The 16709-nt window shown below is 72.4% G+C and carries 13 protein-coding genes and 1 pseudogene; 2 read left to right on the forward strand and 12 right to left on the reverse strand.

The annotated features are described in order from the left end of the window. Positions 1 to 175: 175 nt before the first annotated feature. On the reverse strand, positions 176 to 835 hold the full coding sequence (gene ribA / locus PV343_RS08325) for a GTP cyclohydrolase II (RefSeq protein ID WP_319146151.1): 660 nt from the start codon (positions 833 to 835) through the stop codon (positions 176 to 178). Between the two features lie 38 nt (positions 836 to 873). Here ribA and PV343_RS08330 point away from each other — a divergent pair, with 38 nt between their 5' ends. Beyond that, on the forward strand, positions 874 to 1650 hold the full coding sequence (locus tag PV343_RS08330) for a creatininase family protein (RefSeq protein WP_319146152.1): 777 nt from the start codon (positions 874 to 876) through the stop codon (positions 1648 to 1650). A 101-nt stretch (positions 1651 to 1751) separates the two neighbouring features. Here PV343_RS08330 and PV343_RS08335 read toward each other — a convergent pair. The 5 genes and pseudogenes from PV343_RS08335 to PV343_RS08355 form a co-directional block, all read right to left on the reverse strand. Further along, positions 1752 to 2867 (reverse strand): annotated as a pseudogene (locus PV343_RS08335) (lysylphosphatidylglycerol synthase transmembrane domain-containing protein); the annotation flags it as partial. Beyond that, entirely contained in the window at positions 2864 to 4054 is a 1191-nt protein-coding gene (locus PV343_RS08340) for a class I SAM-dependent methyltransferase (RefSeq protein WP_319146153.1), read from the reverse strand. The pseudogene PV343_RS08335 and the gene PV343_RS08340, both read right to left, overlap by 4 nt. After that, positions 4051 to 5217, reverse strand: a complete 1167-nt coding sequence (locus PV343_RS08345; protein WP_319146283.1) for a glycosyltransferase family 4 protein — start codon at positions 5215 to 5217, stop codon at positions 4051 to 4053. The genes PV343_RS08340 and PV343_RS08345 overlap by 4 nt, the downstream gene beginning before the upstream one ends. Positions 5218 to 5228: 11 nt before the next feature. Then, positions 5229 to 5627, reverse strand: coding sequence for a 6-pyruvoyl trahydropterin synthase family protein (locus PV343_RS08350; protein WP_319146154.1), 399 nt, complete (start codon positions 5625 to 5627; stop codon positions 5229 to 5231). A 139-nt stretch (positions 5628 to 5766) separates the two neighbouring features. Next, positions 5767 to 6762, reverse strand: a complete 996-nt coding sequence (locus PV343_RS08355; protein ID WP_319146155.1) for a zinc-dependent alcohol dehydrogenase — start codon at positions 6760 to 6762, stop codon at positions 5767 to 5769. 108 nt (positions 6763 to 6870) lie between these two features. Here PV343_RS08355 and PV343_RS08360 point away from each other — a divergent pair, with 108 nt between their 5' ends. Next, the gene (locus PV343_RS08360) at positions 6871 to 7653 is read left to right on the forward strand and encodes a CDP-alcohol phosphatidyltransferase family protein (RefSeq protein ID WP_319146156.1); all 783 of its coding nucleotides are present in this window, start codon (positions 6871 to 6873) and stop codon (positions 7651 to 7653) included. Positions 7654 to 7736: 83 nt separating this feature from the next. On the opposite strand, the gene PV343_RS08365 is transcribed toward PV343_RS08360, so the two are convergent. The 6 genes from PV343_RS08365 to PV343_RS08390 all read right to left on the reverse strand — a co-directional run bounded on the left by PV343_RS08365 (position 7737) and on the right by PV343_RS08390 (position 16708). Further along, the gene (locus PV343_RS08365) at positions 7737 to 8858 is read right to left on the reverse strand and encodes a protein kinase family protein (protein ID WP_319146157.1); all 1122 of its coding nucleotides are present in this window, start codon (positions 8856 to 8858) and stop codon (positions 7737 to 7739) included. 120 nt (positions 8859 to 8978) lie between these two features. Next, a complete protein-coding gene (locus PV343_RS08370; RefSeq protein ID WP_319146158.1) occupies positions 8979 to 9737 on the reverse strand; it encodes a YcnI family protein in 759 nt (252 codons plus the stop codon). Positions 9738 to 9788: 51 nt separating this feature from the next. Then, positions 9789 to 10472: a hypothetical protein gene (locus PV343_RS08375; RefSeq protein ID WP_319146159.1), complete on the reverse strand. Its 684-nt coding sequence runs from the start codon at positions 10470 to 10472 to the stop codon at positions 9789 to 9791. Between the two features lie 169 nt (positions 10473 to 10641). Continuing rightward, the gene (locus tag PV343_RS08380) at positions 10642 to 11727 is read right to left on the reverse strand and encodes an AAA family ATPase (protein WP_319146160.1); all 1086 of its coding nucleotides are present in this window, start codon (positions 11725 to 11727) and stop codon (positions 10642 to 10644) included. Continuing rightward, positions 11724 to 13577, reverse strand: a complete 1854-nt coding sequence (locus PV343_RS08385; RefSeq protein WP_319146161.1) for a DUF1998 domain-containing protein — start codon at positions 13575 to 13577, stop codon at positions 11724 to 11726. Before PV343_RS08385 ends, PV343_RS08380 begins: the two co-directional genes overlap by 4 nt. Next, positions 13574 to 16708: a helicase-related protein gene (locus PV343_RS08390; RefSeq protein ID WP_319146162.1), complete on the reverse strand. Its 3135-nt coding sequence runs from the start codon at positions 16706 to 16708 to the stop codon at positions 13574 to 13576. The genes PV343_RS08385 and PV343_RS08390 overlap by 4 nt, the downstream gene beginning before the upstream one ends. Between the last annotated feature and the right edge of the window lies 1 nt (position 16709).

The following is a 16709-nucleotide window of genomic DNA, read 5'->3' on the forward strand; positions in this document are numbered from 1 at the left end:
GTGCCGCGCGCGCCACGGCGCCGGGCGGGCGCCTGCCCTGGCGGGCTCCCTCCGGCAGGCTCCCCCGGCCGGGACCCAGGCGGGACGGGCCCGACGGTCGGCCGTCGGCGGTCCGCCGTCGGCAGTCGGCGGGCCGGAGCCGTGGGCAGGGGCCCGGCGGGCGGGAGCCGGCGGTTCAGGAGCCGTGGGCGACCGCGTCCAGGTGGGGCAGGATGTGGTCCATCCGCTCCCGCTTGGTCCGCAGGTAGGTGATGTTGCTCTCGCACGGCTCGATCAGCAGCGGCACCTGCTCGGCGACCTGGATGCCGTGCCGCACCAGCGCCTCTCGCTTGCGCGGGTTGTTCGACATCAGGCGGACCGAGCGCACCCCGAGGTCACGCAGGATCTGCGCGGCGACGCCGTAGTCCCGGGCGTCGACCGGCAGGCCGAGCGCCAGGTTCGCCTCGACCGTGTCCAGGCCCTCAGCCTGCAGGGCCATCGCGCGCAGCTTGGCCAGCAGGCCGATGCCGCGCCCCTCGTGCCCCCTCAAGTAGACGACGATGCCGCTGCCTTCGGCGACCACCGCGCGCATGGCGGAGGCCAGCTGGTCGCCGCACTCGCAGTGCTGGGAGCCGAACGCGTCCCCGGTCAGGCACTCCGAGTGCAGCCGGACCAGAACGTTCTCGCTGCCGATCTCGCCGTGCACGAGGGCGACTTGCTCGTCACCGCGGTCGTGGTCCAGGTAGCCGATCGCCTGGAATTTCCCGTACACGGTGGGCAACGGGGTATTCACGACGCGTTCCGCGCCCGAACGCCGCGAAGACTTCTTGCCGAGGACGCCGAGGTTTTCTGTCATGATCTGATTCCTAAGCAGAGACGAAAGGCCGGGAAAAGATGAGTGGTTCGGGCGCGCGGCCGGTGGCATACGGGGTGGTGCCGGCGGACACTACGGAAGACGTACGGATGCGGGGGGCGGGCGTTTCAACACAGGTCGCCGTCCTTCCCGTCGGCAGCCTCGAACAGCACGGGGCGTACCTTCCGCTGGCGACCGACACGCTCGTCGCCTGTGCCGTGGCACGGGAGATCGCCGAGGCGTACCCGGTGCACCTCCTTCCTCCGGTGACGGTGTCCTGCTCGCACGAGCACGCGGCCTGGCCGGGGACCGTCAGCATCTCCGCGCCGACCCTGCACGCGGTGGTCGGGGACATCGCCGAGTCGCTGCGCCGCTCCGGTGTCGAGGCGCTGGTCGTGGTCAACGGGCACGGCGGGAACTACGTGCTGGGCAACGTCGTCCAGGAGGCGTCCGCGCGCGGGGAGCGCATGGGGCTCTTCCCGGCCGCGGAGGACTGGGAGACGGCTCGGCAGCGGGCGGGGGTGACCACCTCGCTGCTGACCGACATGCACGCGGGAGAAATCGAGACGTCGATTCTGCTGCACTCTCACCCCGAATTCGTCCGCCCTGGATACGAGTCCGCCGATTTCACCGCGGACGACCGTCGCCATCTGCTCACCGTGGGAATGTCCGCCTATACCGATTCGGGCGTCATCGGCCGTCCTTCCCTGGGCTCGGCGGAAAAGGGGAAGGAACTGCTGGCGAGCCTGGCGGATTCGTTCGGCGCGCTTTTCGCGCTGCTCACGTCCCCCGACGGCGCCGGCGCGGTACGGGAGTAGCCGCGCAGCCCGGTCCACCAGCGGGCGACGAGGACGACGGCGCCGGGCAGGGCCGCGACGAAGCTGAGCACGCCGTAGACGACGGCGACGGCCACTCCGCTGCTCGCGCCGAGCCCGGCGGCGCCGAACGCCCAGGCGGTGACGCCCTCGCGGGGGCCGAAGCCGCCGACGTTCAGCGGCAGGCCCATGGCGACCAGGGCGAGGACGGCGAGCGGGAGCAGCACCGCGACGGACGCGGCGGAGCCCGCGACCCGGGCCGCCACGACGAACATCGCGAGGTGCCCGGCCAGGACGACGGCGGAGGACAGCGCCACTCCGGGGCCGGACCGGCGGGAGAACAGGCCCTGCCGTGCCTCGGCGAGGAACCGGCGCATGCCGCCGCCGGGGGCGGAGGCGCGGTTGCCCCGGACGACGCGGACCACGGCGAGCGCGGCCGCCGCGGCCAGAGCCACCGGCAGGCCGAGGACGCGGACGTCCGACCGGACGGGCGACGGCAGGGTCAGCAGCACCGCCGCACCGAACACCGCGAGCGCGATCTGCCCGGCGACCCGCTCCAGGACGACCGCCTTCACCCCGCGCCGCATGTCACCGGCGCTCTGCCCGTGCCGCACCGCCCGGTGCACGTCGCCGAGCACGCCGCCGGGCAGGGCCGCGTTGAGGAAGAGCGCCCGGTAGTAGTCGGCCACCGCGGCACCCAGCGGCAGCCGGATGCCGAGGCCCCGGGCGACCAACTGCCAGCGCCACGCGCTGAACACGGTGGTGACCACGCCGATGCCGGAGGCCGCCAGCAGCGTCGTCGAGTCGATCCGCCGAAGCCCGTCGAGCAGCACGCCGGTACCGAGCCGCCACAACAGCGCGGCGAGGATGACCGTGCCGGCCACGGTGCCGAAGTGGGTGCGCAACGCTGGGGAGTTGAGACGTGCGAGGAGGGTGCGGGGCGCGGGTGTCCGGGCGGAGGTGTCGGATTCCCCGGTGTGCTGTGGCGACTCGGAGGTGCCGGCTGCCTCGGCAGGCAGGCAGGCGCCGAGTTCGCCAGGCGCGCAGGCCCCGGACCCGGCCGCCTCGATGGCGCCGTGCTCCCCCGTCGTGGCGGATCCGGACCCGCCCGGCGTCGCGCCGCCGGCCCGCACGGCCTCACCCGCGGGCAGCTCCAGCAGCGCCGTCGACGCCTCCGGCGGGCGGGCCGTGCCCGCTCCTCCCCCGGCCGGCTCGCTCATGAGGCCCCTCCCGACGGCCGGGGCAGGGCCAGCAGGTCGGTGTGCTGGACGACGGCCTCCAGCTCACCGGCCTCGCACGCGGCCAGGCGTTCGCCGAGGTAGCGCTCGGCGCGCTCGCGCAGTTCGGGCCGCTGTTCGACGGCCGCGCCCACCCAGCCGCGCAGCCACTGCGCGGTCAGCGCGGCGTGCTCGGGGCCCAGCCGCCACGGGCTGGGACGCAGCCGCACCGTCATCCCGCGCTCGGCGAACGCCTCGCAGGCGACGGTGACCGCTTCCGGGCCGAGCAGGCCGGTCCGGCGCTGGTGGGCGTTGAACGCCTCGGTGAGCTCCGCGTCCAGCGGGTCGGCCGGGGCGAGTTCGACGCGTCCGGCGACGGACAGCGTGAGCAGGGCCGGGCAGCCGGCGCCGGCGCACGCGTCGGCGAGGGCGTCGATCTCCTCGCGGGTGAGGACGTCCAGCAGCGCCGAGGCCGTCACCAGGGAGGCCCCGGCCAGCGCGTCCGGGGTGAGCCGGGCGACGTCGCCGCGGCGCGTCTCGACCGAGACCCGGCTGCCGTCGGCGGCGGAGCGCGGGGAGGCGACGGCGGCGAAGTGCAGCAGGTAGGGGTCGCGGTCGTGCAGGACCCAGTGCTGGGCGCCGTCGAGGCGGGGCGCGAGCCAGCGGCCCATCGAGCCGGTGCCGCAGCCCAGGTCGTGCACCACGAGGCCGCCCTCCCGGTCGGGCAGGGCGGCGAACCGGTCCCGCAGCGGGTCCAGCAGGTCCGCCGCCCGGGCGTCCGCGTCGGCGGGTTCGCGCAGTTGCAGCCACTCCGGGGCGTACCTCGCCGGCTCCTCGCCGGCGTCGTGTCCCCCGGGCCGGTCGTCGTGCCCGCCGTACTCGCCGTGCTCGCCGTGCCCGCCGTGGTTCGCGTCGGCGCCGTCCCTCAGCCGCAGGGTGGCCCGCTCACCGGGCCGGGTGACAGGACCGGCACCGGGGATCACACCCGAGGAACCGCCATGTTCGCCGTGCCCTCCCTGCCTGCCCTGCTCGTCGGGCCCGTCCGGCCCGGCGGCCGCACCGGACGGCTCGCCCGTCCGCTCACCGGCGTCCACCCGTGTCTCCTCGCTCCCTGCGGGCAGCTGGTACGCGCCCTCGCGGGGCCCCGGCTGGGCGGGGATGCCGCCGGTCACCGTCGTCGTCTCGGTCATGCCGCCCTCCCCGGGGCCTGCGGAAGCCGGCCGAGGACCCCGGCCAGGCTGCGGGCGGTCGTCGCCCAGCCGTCGAGGGCGGCGCGGCGCCCGCGCGCGGCGGCCTTCAGCCGGCGGCGCACGTCGGGTTCGCCGAACCAGCCGCGCAGTTCGGCGGCGAACGCGGCGGGGTCCTCCGGCGGCACGAGGATGCCGGGGACGCCGCCGTCGGGGGCGCGGCCGACCGCCTCGGGCACCCCGCCGACGTCGGTGGCCAGCACCGGTACACCGCGCGCCAGGGCCTCGGTGACGGCCATGCCGTACGTCTCCGCGTAGGAGGTGAGGACCATCAGGTCGGCCGCCGCGTAGCTGGCGTCGAGTGCGGCGCCGGCCTGCGGCCCGATCAGCCGCAGCCGGTCCTGGAGGCCGTGTTCGCGGATCAGGCCGCGCAGGTGGGCGACGTACTCCGGGTCGCCGGTCAGCCCGCCGACGCAGTCGCAGCTCCACGGCAGGTCGGTGACCGCGGCCAGCGCCTCCACCAGCCGGTGCTGGCCCTTGCGCGGGGTGACCGCGGCCACGCACAGGAGGCGGGAGACGCCGTCGGTGCCGGGGGCGAGGGGCGCGATGTCGGCGCCGGGGGCGGCGGCGTGCACCCGTTCGGGCGCCAGGCCGTGGTGGGAGACGAGGCGGCGGACCGCCCAGTCGCTGGTGGCGATCACGGCGGGCACCGCGCGCAGCACCGCACGCTCGCGCGCGTCGAGGTCGGCGGCCACGAGCGGGTCGAGGCCCGTCTCGTCGCCGAGGGGCAGGTGCACCAGTACCGCGAGGCGCAGGCGTTCGGTCTCGGGGACGACGACCTCGGGGACGCCGCAGGCGACCAGGCCGTCCAGCAGGACGACGGTGTCGTCCGGCAGTTCGCGCAGGGTGCGGGCGAGTACGTCGCGGTCGGCCCGGCCGGGGCGCGGCCAGCTGCCGGGCACCGCGTGCCGCACGGCCTGCCAGCCGAAGCCGGGCAGGTCGAGGCAGACCCGGCGGTCGTAGGCGTTGCCGCCGCTCGGCGCGGCCGGGTCGTCGACGCCGCCCGGCATGACGAAGTGCACGGTGCGCAGGGACATGGGGATGATCCCGGCCTTCTCGGAAGCGGTGGGCTGCGCGGGCACGTAGGCGAGCCGCGTCTTCGCCATGGTCGTCTCGGTCACAGGCCACGCTCGTAGCTCGCCCAGGCGATGTGTGACTCGTGCAGGGTCACCGAGAGGGACTTCAGGCCCTTGGCGCCCTCGCCGAGCGCGCCCTTGTGGACGCGTTCGGCGAGCCGGTCGGCGATGACCTTGGCGAGGAACTCGGTGGAGGTGTTGATTCCCGCGAACTCGGGTTCGTCGTCGAGGTTGCGGTAGTTCAGTTCGCCGGTGATGGCGCCGAGTTCGCGCGTGGCCAGACCGATGTCCACGACGATGTTGTCCTCGTCCAGCTGTTCACGGCGGAAGGTGGCGTCCACCAGGAACGTGGCGCCGTGCAGTCGCTGCGCGGGTCCGAACACCTCGCCGCGGAAGCTGTGGGCGATCATGATGTGATCGCGGACGGTGATGCTGAACAACGGACGACCCTCCAGGTGCGGCGCGTCTGGTGTCCCCGGCGGTTCCCTGCCGGGGGATGCCGTGTAGTACGGCTCCTGACTTCCCCGTGTTCAGCCTCTCCTCACCCTTTTCCTGCTCAGGCACTCGTCCCCGCGCAGGTCAGGTCGCGGGTCGGGGGTCCTGACCGTAGCTGATGCGGTGGCACAGGGCCGGGATCTCGCCGGAGGCCAGCTTCGGCATGAGACCGGGCAGTTCCTCGAAGGAGCTCTCCCCGGTGACCAGGGCGTCCAGTGCCGGGTCGGCGAGCAGGTCGAGGGCGAGCGCCATCCGTTCGGCGTAGCCGCGGCCCGCGCGGGCCGCCGGGGAGACGGTGCCGACCTGGCTGGCGCGCACGGTGAGCCGGCGGGAGTGGAAGGCCTCGCCGAGCGGCAGGCTGACGCGCCGGTCGCCGTACCAGCTCATCTCCACGACCGTGCCCTCGGTGGCGAGGAGTTCCAGGGAGCGGGTCAGTCCCGCCTCGGTGGCGCTGGCGTGCACGACCAGGTCGCAGTCGCCGAGGGCCTCCTCCGGGCCGGCGAAGTCGACGCCGAGCGCCCGCGCCGTCTTTGCGCGCGCCGGGTCGGCGTCGACGAGCTGGAGCCGTACGCCGGGGAAGCGGGCGAGCAGCGCGGCCACCGAGCAGCCGACCATGCCGCCGCCGACGACCGCGATCCGGTCGCCGACCAGGGGCGCGGCGTCCCACAGGGCGTTCACCGCGGTCTCCACGGTCCCGGCCAGCACGGCCCGCCCGGCGGGCACCGACTCGGGTACGACGGTGACGGCGCTCACCGGAACGACGTAACGGCTCTGGTGCGGATACAGGCAGAACACCGTACGGCCCAGGAGGTGCGCGGGGCCCTCCTCCACGACGCCGACGTTCAGGTAGCCGTACTTCACCGGCCCGGGGAAGTCGCCCTCCTGGAACGGGGCCCGCATCACGGCGTGTTGGGACGCGGGCACCCCGCCGCGGAACACCAGGGTCTCCGTGCCGCGGCTCACTCCGGAGTACAGCGCGCGGACCAGCACCTCGTCCTCGGCCGGCGTCGTGAGGGCGACCTCACGGATCTCACCGAGCCCCGGCGAGCGGAGCCAGAACGCGCGGGCCGACCGGTTCATCGGCATCCTCCTGAACGATCGGGAAGTGGTTCACGTACCGAGATGTGCACAGGCCGCGCACAGTACGCGGCGGTGATCGACTCTGTCACTCGGCCGGAGGAATGTGCGGTGGCCCTGAACAACACGTTTGACGCAAGGCTCCAGCAGGAGACCGCTGTGGGAGCGGGCGTGCAGATCCTGCTGCTGGCCCTGCTCGGCTCGGCGATCGGCATGGGGCCGGCCGGCTGGCTGACGGGACTGGTCTTCGCGTTCGCCACCTGGGCGGTCCTCTCCCGCGCCCTGCACCGTTCCCGGCTCAGCTCCTTCGGTCCCGCCAACCGGGTCACGCTCGGCCGGGCCACCCTGGTCGGCGGGGTGACCGCGCTGGTCGCGGACTCCTTCGAGAGTTCCCCGCCGGTCACACTGCTGGTCGGCCTGACCGCCGTCGCCCTGCTGCTGGACGGGGTGGACGGCAAGGTGGCCCGCCGCACCGGGACCTCCTCCGCGCTCGGGGCCCGCTTCGACATGGAGGTCGACGCGTTCCTGATCCTGGTGCTGAGCGTGTACGTGTCGACGCAGCTCGGCCCGTGGGTCCTGCTGATCGGCGGCATGCGCTACGCGTTCGTCGCCGCCGCCCGGGTCGCGCCCTGGCTGAACGCCCCGCTGCCCCCGTCGTTCGCCCGCAAGACGGTCGCCGCGCTCCAGGGCATCTGCCTGCTGCTCGCGGGTGCCGATCTGCTGCCGCACACGGCCAACCTGGGCATCGTCCTGCTCTCGCTCGGTTCCCTGGTCTGGTCGTTCGGCCGGGACGTGCTGTGGCTGTACGGCAACTCTGCGAGGGCGGGGGTCGAGGAGACGGCCGCCGTGGAGCCGCTGGTGCGGGAGCTGAAGCTGGAGCTGGCGGCGCGCTGACCGCACGGCGTCGACGGTCGGCTGTCGACGAGGGACTGTCGACTGTCGACGAGGGACGGTCGACAAACAGCGGCGTGCCGCTCTCACCCCTTCGCCGACGGCGCCCCGGCGGCCAGCGCCCGCAGGACCTCGGCCGTGGGAAACGGGGTGTGCTTGCCATGGGTGAGCAGCCGGTGGTGGAAGTCGTCCAGGACGAGCGCGTGCGGTGCGTGCCGGTCGATGAGCGCGGCAAGACCCGGCGGAACGCTGCCGGGCCGGTCGCCTTCGGTCCACCCGCGCAGGAACGCCCCGGGTTCGACGCCCCCGCGCACCTCGTCGGGCAGGTGGTGGCGGAGCAGGTGGGTGGGGACGTACGAGCGGTCGTACGGCAAGTGGGCAGTCAGGAATCCGCGTTCCGCGGCGGACAGCTCGAAGTCGCGGCTCAGCGCCAGCCCGAGGTCGGCGAAGTAGATCCGCCGGCCGTCGGTGAGCACGTTCCGGAAGTGGGCGTCGAAGTGGACGAGTCCGCGTCCGCTCATGAACTCCGTGCCCTCGCGCAGCGCGTCCTCGGCCCACAAATAGGCCCATGAACCGTCCGCCGGGCCGTCCGCCCGTCCGGGCCCGGCTGCGTGCCGGGGGTCGCGGAGCCAGTCGGCGAGCGTGTGCGGCACGTGCTCCAGGAAGAGGACCAGGCTGGCGGAGGCCGCGCCGATGGCCTCCAGTCGACGCCGGACAGCCGTTGATCCGTCCCAGTGCGCGACCGCTCCCTCGACCCCGCCGAAGGCGTCGGCGAAGCCGTCGGGAGGAGTGTCCGGCAGAACCCGCCAGTGGTACAGCAGCGGGAATCCCGCGTACTCGTCGCTCAGCACCCAGCTCGTGGTCATGAGGTGCGCGGCCAGCTCACGCCAGGCCCCGAAGCCCGCCGAGCCGACCCCGTACTGGTAGAAGAGGGGAAGTCCGAAGAGGTTGGCGGTCGACCGTATACGATCGGCCGTCAGTTCCAGGTCGGTGAGCGGCACGCGCTTGACGAAGACGCGCAGACCGTCGACCTCCAGCTCGGCCGCCCTGCCGCCGACCCCGGAGCCGAGCCCCCGCGCACCGGCCACCACGTCCCGCAGCCGACGATCGCTGAGCAGGCTCAGGCGGGCTCCCACCGCGGTGTGGGCGGACACCCGAGCGGCGTACCCCGTCCCCCCGAACGGCTCCACTGGCGCTCGTTCTCCCATGGGCCCATCCTCACCACCACCCCCGTGGCCGCAACCGGTTTTCGACCGTGTCTCCGCACGCGCGAGGGCCCGGACCAGGCACGCGCGATGCCGGTCCGGGCCCTCCCCTGGTACGGGCTGCTACCGAGCCGAGCGGCCGCGCAGGATCGCGAACGCGGCGGCGGCGAGGCCGAGCACACCGACCACGAGTCCGGCGATCCCGAGACCACGGGCGGTGGAGTCGCTGGAGTCGTTCGAGGCGGCGGTGGCCTTGGACGCGCCGTCGGAGTCGCCCTTGGACGCGGTGGGCGCCGCGTTCTCGTCACCCGCGGCCGTGAGCTTCAGGACGGGCGCCGGGTTCTCCGGCTCCTCCCCTCCCGTCGGCGCCTCGATCCAGCGGGCGACCTTGCCGTCGGAGTAGGTCTGCAGCGTCTTGAACATCAACTGATCGGTGCTGTCGGGAAGTTGTCCGAAGGCGACGTCGAAGTCCTCGTACTGCCCGGCGCCGATCTTCCCGCCCGTCCAGGTGATCTCGGAGACCGCGTCGGTGATGGTGCCGTCGTCCGTCTTGACCGGCGTCTTCAGTTTGGTGGTGGTGACCTTCGGGGTCCAGCCGTCCTGCGGGTGGACCAGGACGCCGAGGACGGGGTGGTCGGTGGGCAGGAAGACCTGCACCTTGTCGGTGGAGGCGCTGTCCTCCTCGTTGGGCACGCGGAAGGTGAGCACGCCGTCCGTGGCCCCCTTGGCGTAGCTCTCCGGGTGCACGGTGACGTGCGCCGAGGCGATTCCGGCGGCGCCGAACAGGCCGGCGGCGGCGAGGGCGGTGACGGTCGCGGCGCGGCGCAGGGTGGTACGTCCCGCGGCGGTGCGGGTGCGGGTGTGCGTGCGTGTCGTGGACATGGGTGAGTGGATCTCCGTACGGGTGAGGGGTGTGGGCTGGTCAGTCCCGGTTCAGACCGTGTACGGGATCGGGCGCGGGGGCCCACGACGGCTCACCGCGTGCCGCAGCGCGGGCCGGCGGGGCGGTTCGGGGGCGGCGGGAAGGGGCGCGGTGCGCCCGGTGGGGTCGGGCAGCGGGGCGTTCCGCCACCAGGCGATGAGCCCGGGCACGAGTGCGACGGCCCGCCGCAGCAGCGACCACAGCGCGGCCTCGCCCCGCCGCAGCCACCAGGAGGCGAGGAGGGCGGCGAGAAGATGGGCGAGGGTGGCGTACGCGGTCGTGGCGTGCGCCGTCGTCGCATGGACCGTCGCGGAACGGGCGTGCATCGCCGCCATGCCGTGCCCGGTCATAACGTGCCCGGTCATGCCGTGCCCGGTCATGCCGTGCCCGATCATGGCGGCCATGTGCATGACGTGAGCACGCCCCGAACCGGCCGCCGGGCCCGGGTGGGCCGCCCCGAAGGCGAAGTGCAGCCCCGCCTGCGTGGCGAGCATGACCGCGCCGATGCCGGGCAATGACCGCTCGCGCCGGCCGAGCGCCCACCCGAGCCCGAAGACCCCGAGAAACGCGCCCGCGTCGGCCCCCACCGACGGCATGTCCCCCATGGCCAGCCCGTGCCCGGCAGCGGCGAGCAGCACGCACACCGCGGCGAACACGGCAGCGCGCAGGCTCCTCACGGCCGGGGATGCGCTCATGCTGAGGGATCTTCCCACGGTGGGGGGATACGTGGGGCATGGATCGTCTGTTCAGCCACCGCCGGAACAACCGCCGCTGCTCGATCCCGGTCCTGTCCAGCGGACGGACAACCGGCACGCAGCTCGACTCAGCTCGGCTAAGACACCCCCGTACCGGCTGTCGCCCGGCTCAGCCGCGGACCAACTCACCCGTGCCGATCTGAGCCAGCAGCGGCGGCTCGCTCTCGCCTTCGTAGGCCAAGTGCAGTTCGTGCCGGGCTCGGGTGGCCAGCACGTAGTAGGTCATCCGCAGGGCCGCAGAGGTGGGATCCACCGCCGCGTCGGTGTGCGTGTCGGGGACGACGACCGTGTCGAATCCGAGCCCCTTCGCGCTGGCCCGGTGAACCAGGACGATGCCGGGGCGAGCCAGGTCCAGGGTGCGGTACCGGCCCTTGGTTGCCTGGGAGGTGTACAGCTGGGGTTTGAGCCGCGGTGCTCTCCGCTCCAGACTGCCGAGGATCGAGAACTGGGTGTGCTTGGAGTTCACGATCACACCGATGGTGTGATCGGGGTGCCGCTGGGTCAGCGTGACCAGGAGGTCGGCGGCGCCCCGCTCGGGCAGGCGGTGCACGCGCGGCGGCGGCCCTTCGCGTTCGGGTAGCACGGGCAGGCCGGCCCCTGTGTGGAAGCGGGCGGCAAGGGCGGCGATCTGTCGGGTGTTGCGATGGTTGCCGTCGAGTTCCAGGAGTGTGCAGTTGCCGAGCCGCTGGGCGATCTCCGCCAGGGTGGAGTTCGTGTCGGTCAGGCGCTGGCACTCATCGGCGAACACCGTGATCCGGGCCCCGAGGAGCCTGCACAGTCGGTAGAACTCCGGGGGGAGGTCCTGTCCCTCGTCGATGACCAGGGTCAGACCGGGGTCGGGTTCGGTTTCGGCGGCCCGATCGTAGAAGGCAGACCAGTCGTACCAGCCGTCCTCGGCGCGTGGAGGCTTCGGGCCGTACCAGTCGGCGAGCCATGCGTGCGCCGTGGCGACACGAACTCCACGGTCCCTCGGCCCCAGAGCGTGGACGGTGGAGGCCAAGGACTGGTGGAGCAGATGGGACCGTGTGAGCAGGACAGCCGGGGTGCCGGTGAGTGCGAGCATGACGGCGCGCTGGGCTGCCAGCAGGCTCTTGCCGCTGCCGGGCGGCCCACTGATCAGGTGGTTGCCGTCGAACGGCAGGCTGTCGAGCGCGTCCCGCTGGTCAGAACTGAGGTCGAGGTAGGTGTGCGTCATGGGGCGGCCTGCTCCAGGGTTGCGGCCGCCGCTGCCCGGGCGGCGGTGACGATGGGCTCGAAGTAGCCGGGCACCTGCTCCCCGCCGACGACGAGGGCACGGTCGAGCAGTGTGTTGCCTGACTCGCAACTCGTCTCCGGCAGCAGAGCGCAGGCGTGGCAGGCGGCCCGGTTGAGGTTGCCGAAGCCCTGCCCGGCATGCTCGGCACACAGGGGGTCGGCGGAACACCATGCGGCTGCTTCGGTCATGCGCAGCAGCGTCTCCGCCAGACGCGCCGGTTCTCCCTGACGTACGAGTCCGCCGAGCGTGCCTTCGGCGTCGCCGGCGGCGGTGTAGACGAGGATGCCGTACTGGTCCTGTTCGGGGCGGGCGTAGATCCGTTCACGCAGACTCGCCGTCGTGTAGCCCGACTCGAAGGAGAGCTGGCGGATGAGGAGATGCGCGAGGGTGTGCAGCAGGACGAATCTCGGGGCGAGCTCTGCTCCGGTGAGGGCTTGGAGCCGGTCCTTCTGAAAGGCGCGGTCGAGGTCGGCACGCATTCCGGCGACGCGACGAATCACCCGGTCGTCGGCTTCCCAGTTCCCCAGTGTGTCCTTGTCGAGGGTGAGGAAGATGCCTTCACCGAACACCTCCACGGCAGGGAGCCACTTCAGGCGCCTTGCGGTGTCGGCGGGTACGACAGTGGCGTCCGGTGACACGCGAGTGAAGCCGGACAGGGCACGCACCTCGCGCAGGCGGTCGGCGAGGAGGATCCGTCCGATGCCGCGCCGCAGCCCCACCCAGGGCTCCTCGGTCTCCTGGGCCAGGCCCAATGTGCTCTCGCGCAGTGCGAAGTCCCGCGTGGCGGGCGGGACAGGCGCCATGAAGGCCTCCCACTCCTCGCGGCTGAGGTCGGGGCGCGCAGGTGGGGCCGCCGCTTGGGGAGTCTGCGTCGCAGGCTGTCCCGTCTCCTCGGCCAGGAGCAGATCCAGCAGGACGTCGTCCGCCCCGGTGTCATCCTTGATCATTTCGCGGAAGACCTCGGCGCGCGGGGTGGCGGCCACCTTGCACAGGGAGACCCACAGGTCGTGCTCGCGCACCCGGATCGCGGTCTTCTCGTCGTGGTGCGCCGGGGTTTCCGTCTCAGGTATGTCGAGGGCGGAGTGCACGACGGGGTAGTACAGATTGCCTGCGGTGCGCTGCGCGATCTGCACGGGCTTCAGGCACTCCACGGTTTCGTTCGCCCGCTGCCACGGGTTGCGTCCGGAGCAGCGCATGCCGTGCGTGCCGAGGATGTCGAGCAGGTCGCGGGAGGCTCCGCAGCCCTTCGCCGCACATGCGACGGAGAGGGCTTCGAGGCCGGAGGCCCGCTCGGAGACCAGGAACCGCAGCTTTTCGCGTTCTCCGCACTCCCTGCGCTCGGTGGCGTCACGTCGTGAGTGGGCCCAGAACCACCAGTCGATGTCTCCGAGGTGGCCGGCGGAGCAGATCTGCACGAACCTCATCGGCGCGAGGGTGGGGCCGGTCGAGCAGGACGGGCAGCGCGGCGGCTGTCCCGGCTTCTCGTCCGCTATGCGCCAGCGCTTCATGCGTCGGCATGCTCCGCAGAACAGCCAGGCGGGGAAACGGATGTAGGGAGCACCGGGGGTGTCCGGGGCGTCGTAGCGGTCATTGGCGGTGGGCGGGGCGGCGTAGAAGCCGGTGACCCCGAGACGAGTGGCGAGGCGAGGCGACTCCACCCGCTGCTTGGCCCGCTGCGGCCAGTCACCGATGCCGGTGGCCACGAACGACTCACCCTGGATGTCGAAGACGGCTCCGACCCCGAACGGCAGGACGGTCTGTGACTGACGTACCCGTAGTGTGCGGCTCACAGGTCCGCTCCCTTCACCATGACCTGGCATTCACGGTCGACATTGCGCATGGAGTTGGGCGTCTCCCACAGGCCGTAGCGCTGCTCGAAGCTCTTGATGAGGTTGGACTGGCCCTTGCCCTGGTTGCGGTAGTACAACGCCCGGCCGTCCTTTCGCGCCTCGCGGGCGGCCTCCTCCCAGTCGGTGAGGAGTTCGCCGAGTTCCTTGCGCACGGCGTCGGCCGAGACGGACTCTCCGGCGGTCACCACCCGTGCCGACAACTCGTCCGCGAGTGCCTCCGCTTCGGTCATCCGGTCGAGGATGTGGCCTGCCTGGTTCTCCGCGGCCAGGCCGAGGCGATGCCGTACAAGGATGACGAGCGCGGCGTGCAGTGCGCGGCGGCGCGAGGGTACGGACCACGGTGTGACGCTCGTCGGTTCGACATGCCGGTACAACGACCGGTGATACACGTCGAACGACTCGTAGTGCGAACGGTCGCGGGGGCGCGTGGCGTTGAAGAACGTGACGACGAGACCGGGCACGGTGTGCCGGCCCACCCGGCTGGTGGCCTGGATGTACTCGGCCGTCGTCTTGGGCTGGCCCTGCATGAGCATGAGCGCGAGCCGCTTGACGTCCACGCCCACGGACAGCATGTTCGTGCAGGGCAGGAAGGACACCGACTGCTCGTCCTTCCAGCCCTTCTCGAGCCGGTCGAGCAGGACGGGTTGCTCCGCGCGGGGCAGGTTGCTGGTCAGCTCCTGGACCTGATGATCGCCCAGCTCCCGTATGCCTGAGCCGGACCCGGAATCCAGGCCTTTGAGCTGGGCCGGGATGTCGTCGGCCGCGGCTGTGACGGTACGCCCGAGTTCGCGCAGGCTGTGGTGGTAGGCGACCAGGGTCCAGTAGTCGTCGCGGTGTTCCAGGGGCAGTTCCCAGGCGCCCTGCAACATGGCCGCTGCGGTGGCCACCGAGGCGCGGCCCGCGGTGTGCCCCTGGGCCATGACGCCGAGGTAGAGCCGGCCCGGCCGGGACCTGTCGGGTTCGGCGAAGTACGAGTGCCGGGCGTCGAGTCCGGCCGGTGGGAAGAGCTGTACTTCGCTGCCGTACAGCGCACGGATCTGTTCACCGGAGCGGCGGATGGTCGCCGTGGAGGCCACCACCTTCGGTCCGACGCCCTCGGGCGTCGTGCACAGACCGAGCACGGCCGACTCGTACAGGCCGACGGTGGTGCCGAGGGGGCCGGTGAGCAGGTGCAGCTCGTCCTGGATGACGAGCGACGGCGGCAGGTTCCCGGTCTCGGCGCCGAAGAGCCGCCCGGCCCGCGGCTCCCAGGCCAGCCGGGCGAACTTGTCCACGGTGCCGAGCACGAACGTGGGCGGCCGGTCGTAGAGCTGCTCGTCCACGACGCCGACGGGCAGCTCGTCGTGGAAGGCGCAGTCGTCGCGCGGGCAGTGGAAGGCGAAGGAGTCGGCGGTCGCACGCACGCCGTAGTCGCCGATGTCCGGCGACTTGTGGGAGGGAACTATCCGTGTGCCGCACCAGGGGCACCGGTCCAGGATGAACACGTCGTCCGGCTTGGCGGCCCCGCGTACTTCCTCGAACTTGGTGCGGGCCGTGTCGTAGGAGTTCGGGGACGTGGCCTCGCCCACCCAGAGGCCGATGGAGAACGGCTCCTCTCCGTACGTCTCCGGGTCGGCGCGGCGCAAAGTCTCCAGAGCACAGACAGTGGTGGCCGCCCGTTGGAACTGCTGTGTCGTCAGCAGACTGAGGGTGTAGCGGCTGACGACGGCGGTCCCGCCTCCGTCGGGTGCGGCGCGGCGCAGGACCATGACGAAGGCGGCCAGCAGCAGGTAGGCCTCGGTCTTTCCACCGCCGGTGGGGAACCAGATGAGGTCGGTGACGTCTCGGTCCGGGTGTCCCGGGTCGGCGACCCCGTCCACGGCGAGCAGGAAGAACGCCAGCTGGAACGGCCGCCACGTCGCGTCCGGTTTCGGCGTCGGGTCGAGCAGCACGGGGTCACGGCGCGCGCGCCGCTCGCCGGCCTGGTCGCGAGCGGAGTGCCGCATCTGCAGTGCCATGGCACGGTTCGCGGCCCGGAAGGCGTGCAGGAGTTCGGGGCGGTGTGGGTCGCAGAGCGCGCGCACACCGGACTCGATGCGGATGACCGCCGCGTCGATGCGGTCGAGAATGCGATCGGCGGCGTCGCGGCCCCACTCGGGGATCTCGGTGTTGAGCTGTCCCACGTACCAGGCCCGGTAGTGGGCCGCGAACTCGTGCAGCTCCTCGTGGAGTTGCTCCACCGAGACGGTGTCGTCGGCGAGGTGCAGGACGTTGAGTACGGGCGAGTCGGTGAGTCCGGCAGCCCGGGTGCCGCTGACCTCGGCCTGCGGCATGACGGCGGCCTTCACTGCGGTCACCCGTCCCGAGTCCTCGTCGCGCTGCTCCTCGACGGCGCACCCGTGCCCCACGGCGTGTGTCTGGACGTGCCGGTACTGCAGTCGCAGTTCTTGTTCCTCGGGGTCGCGGCTGGCCAGGCGGACACTCGGGTAGGGCAGGACGGTACCGTCCATGGGCCGCGCCTCCAGGCCCACCTGGAACAGCATGCGGTCCCACTGTGCCACCCTGCCGAGCGCCTGCTCGTGGTGCGTGGCGTTGACCAGGGCCACGGTGACCAGATGCCCACTCCCGAACGTGCGCCGGCGCACCCGGATCTCAGCCCTGCCGTCGAGCACGGGCACGCGGTCACGGTCGGGTCCGAGCGTGTGCGTTTCGGGGGTGAGCGGAACTCGCAGCCAGCGCCGGCCCCGTTCGCCGGTTGCGGCCTTGGTCTCGTAGCGGGCACCGGAGCAGCTGACAGTGACTGTGGTCGTGTCGGTGTAGAAGCTCAGGCCGAGGGAGGACGGCAACCAGGAGTTCGCCTCGGGAACGGGATCCGTGGACGGAGAGGTGTCGTCGGCCCGCGCTTCCGTGCCCGGACCGTCCGGCTCCTCCGCCGCCAGGTACAGCTGCCTCTGCAGATCGGCTTCCTGCGGATAGAGGGTGCCCATGAGGTACTGCCGGTCGGGCGGGGCGTCGAGAATCTCCTGCTCGCCGCCTACAGGACCGACGAGTTGGCGGTGCAGGTAGTCGACGAGCTCTTGCCGGGCGTCCATG

This window comes from Streptomyces sp. WI03-4A (assembly GCF_033792105.1).
GTDB classification, from domain to species: domain Bacteria; phylum Actinomycetota; class Actinomycetes; order Streptomycetales; family Streptomycetaceae; genus Streptomyces; species Streptomyces collinus_A.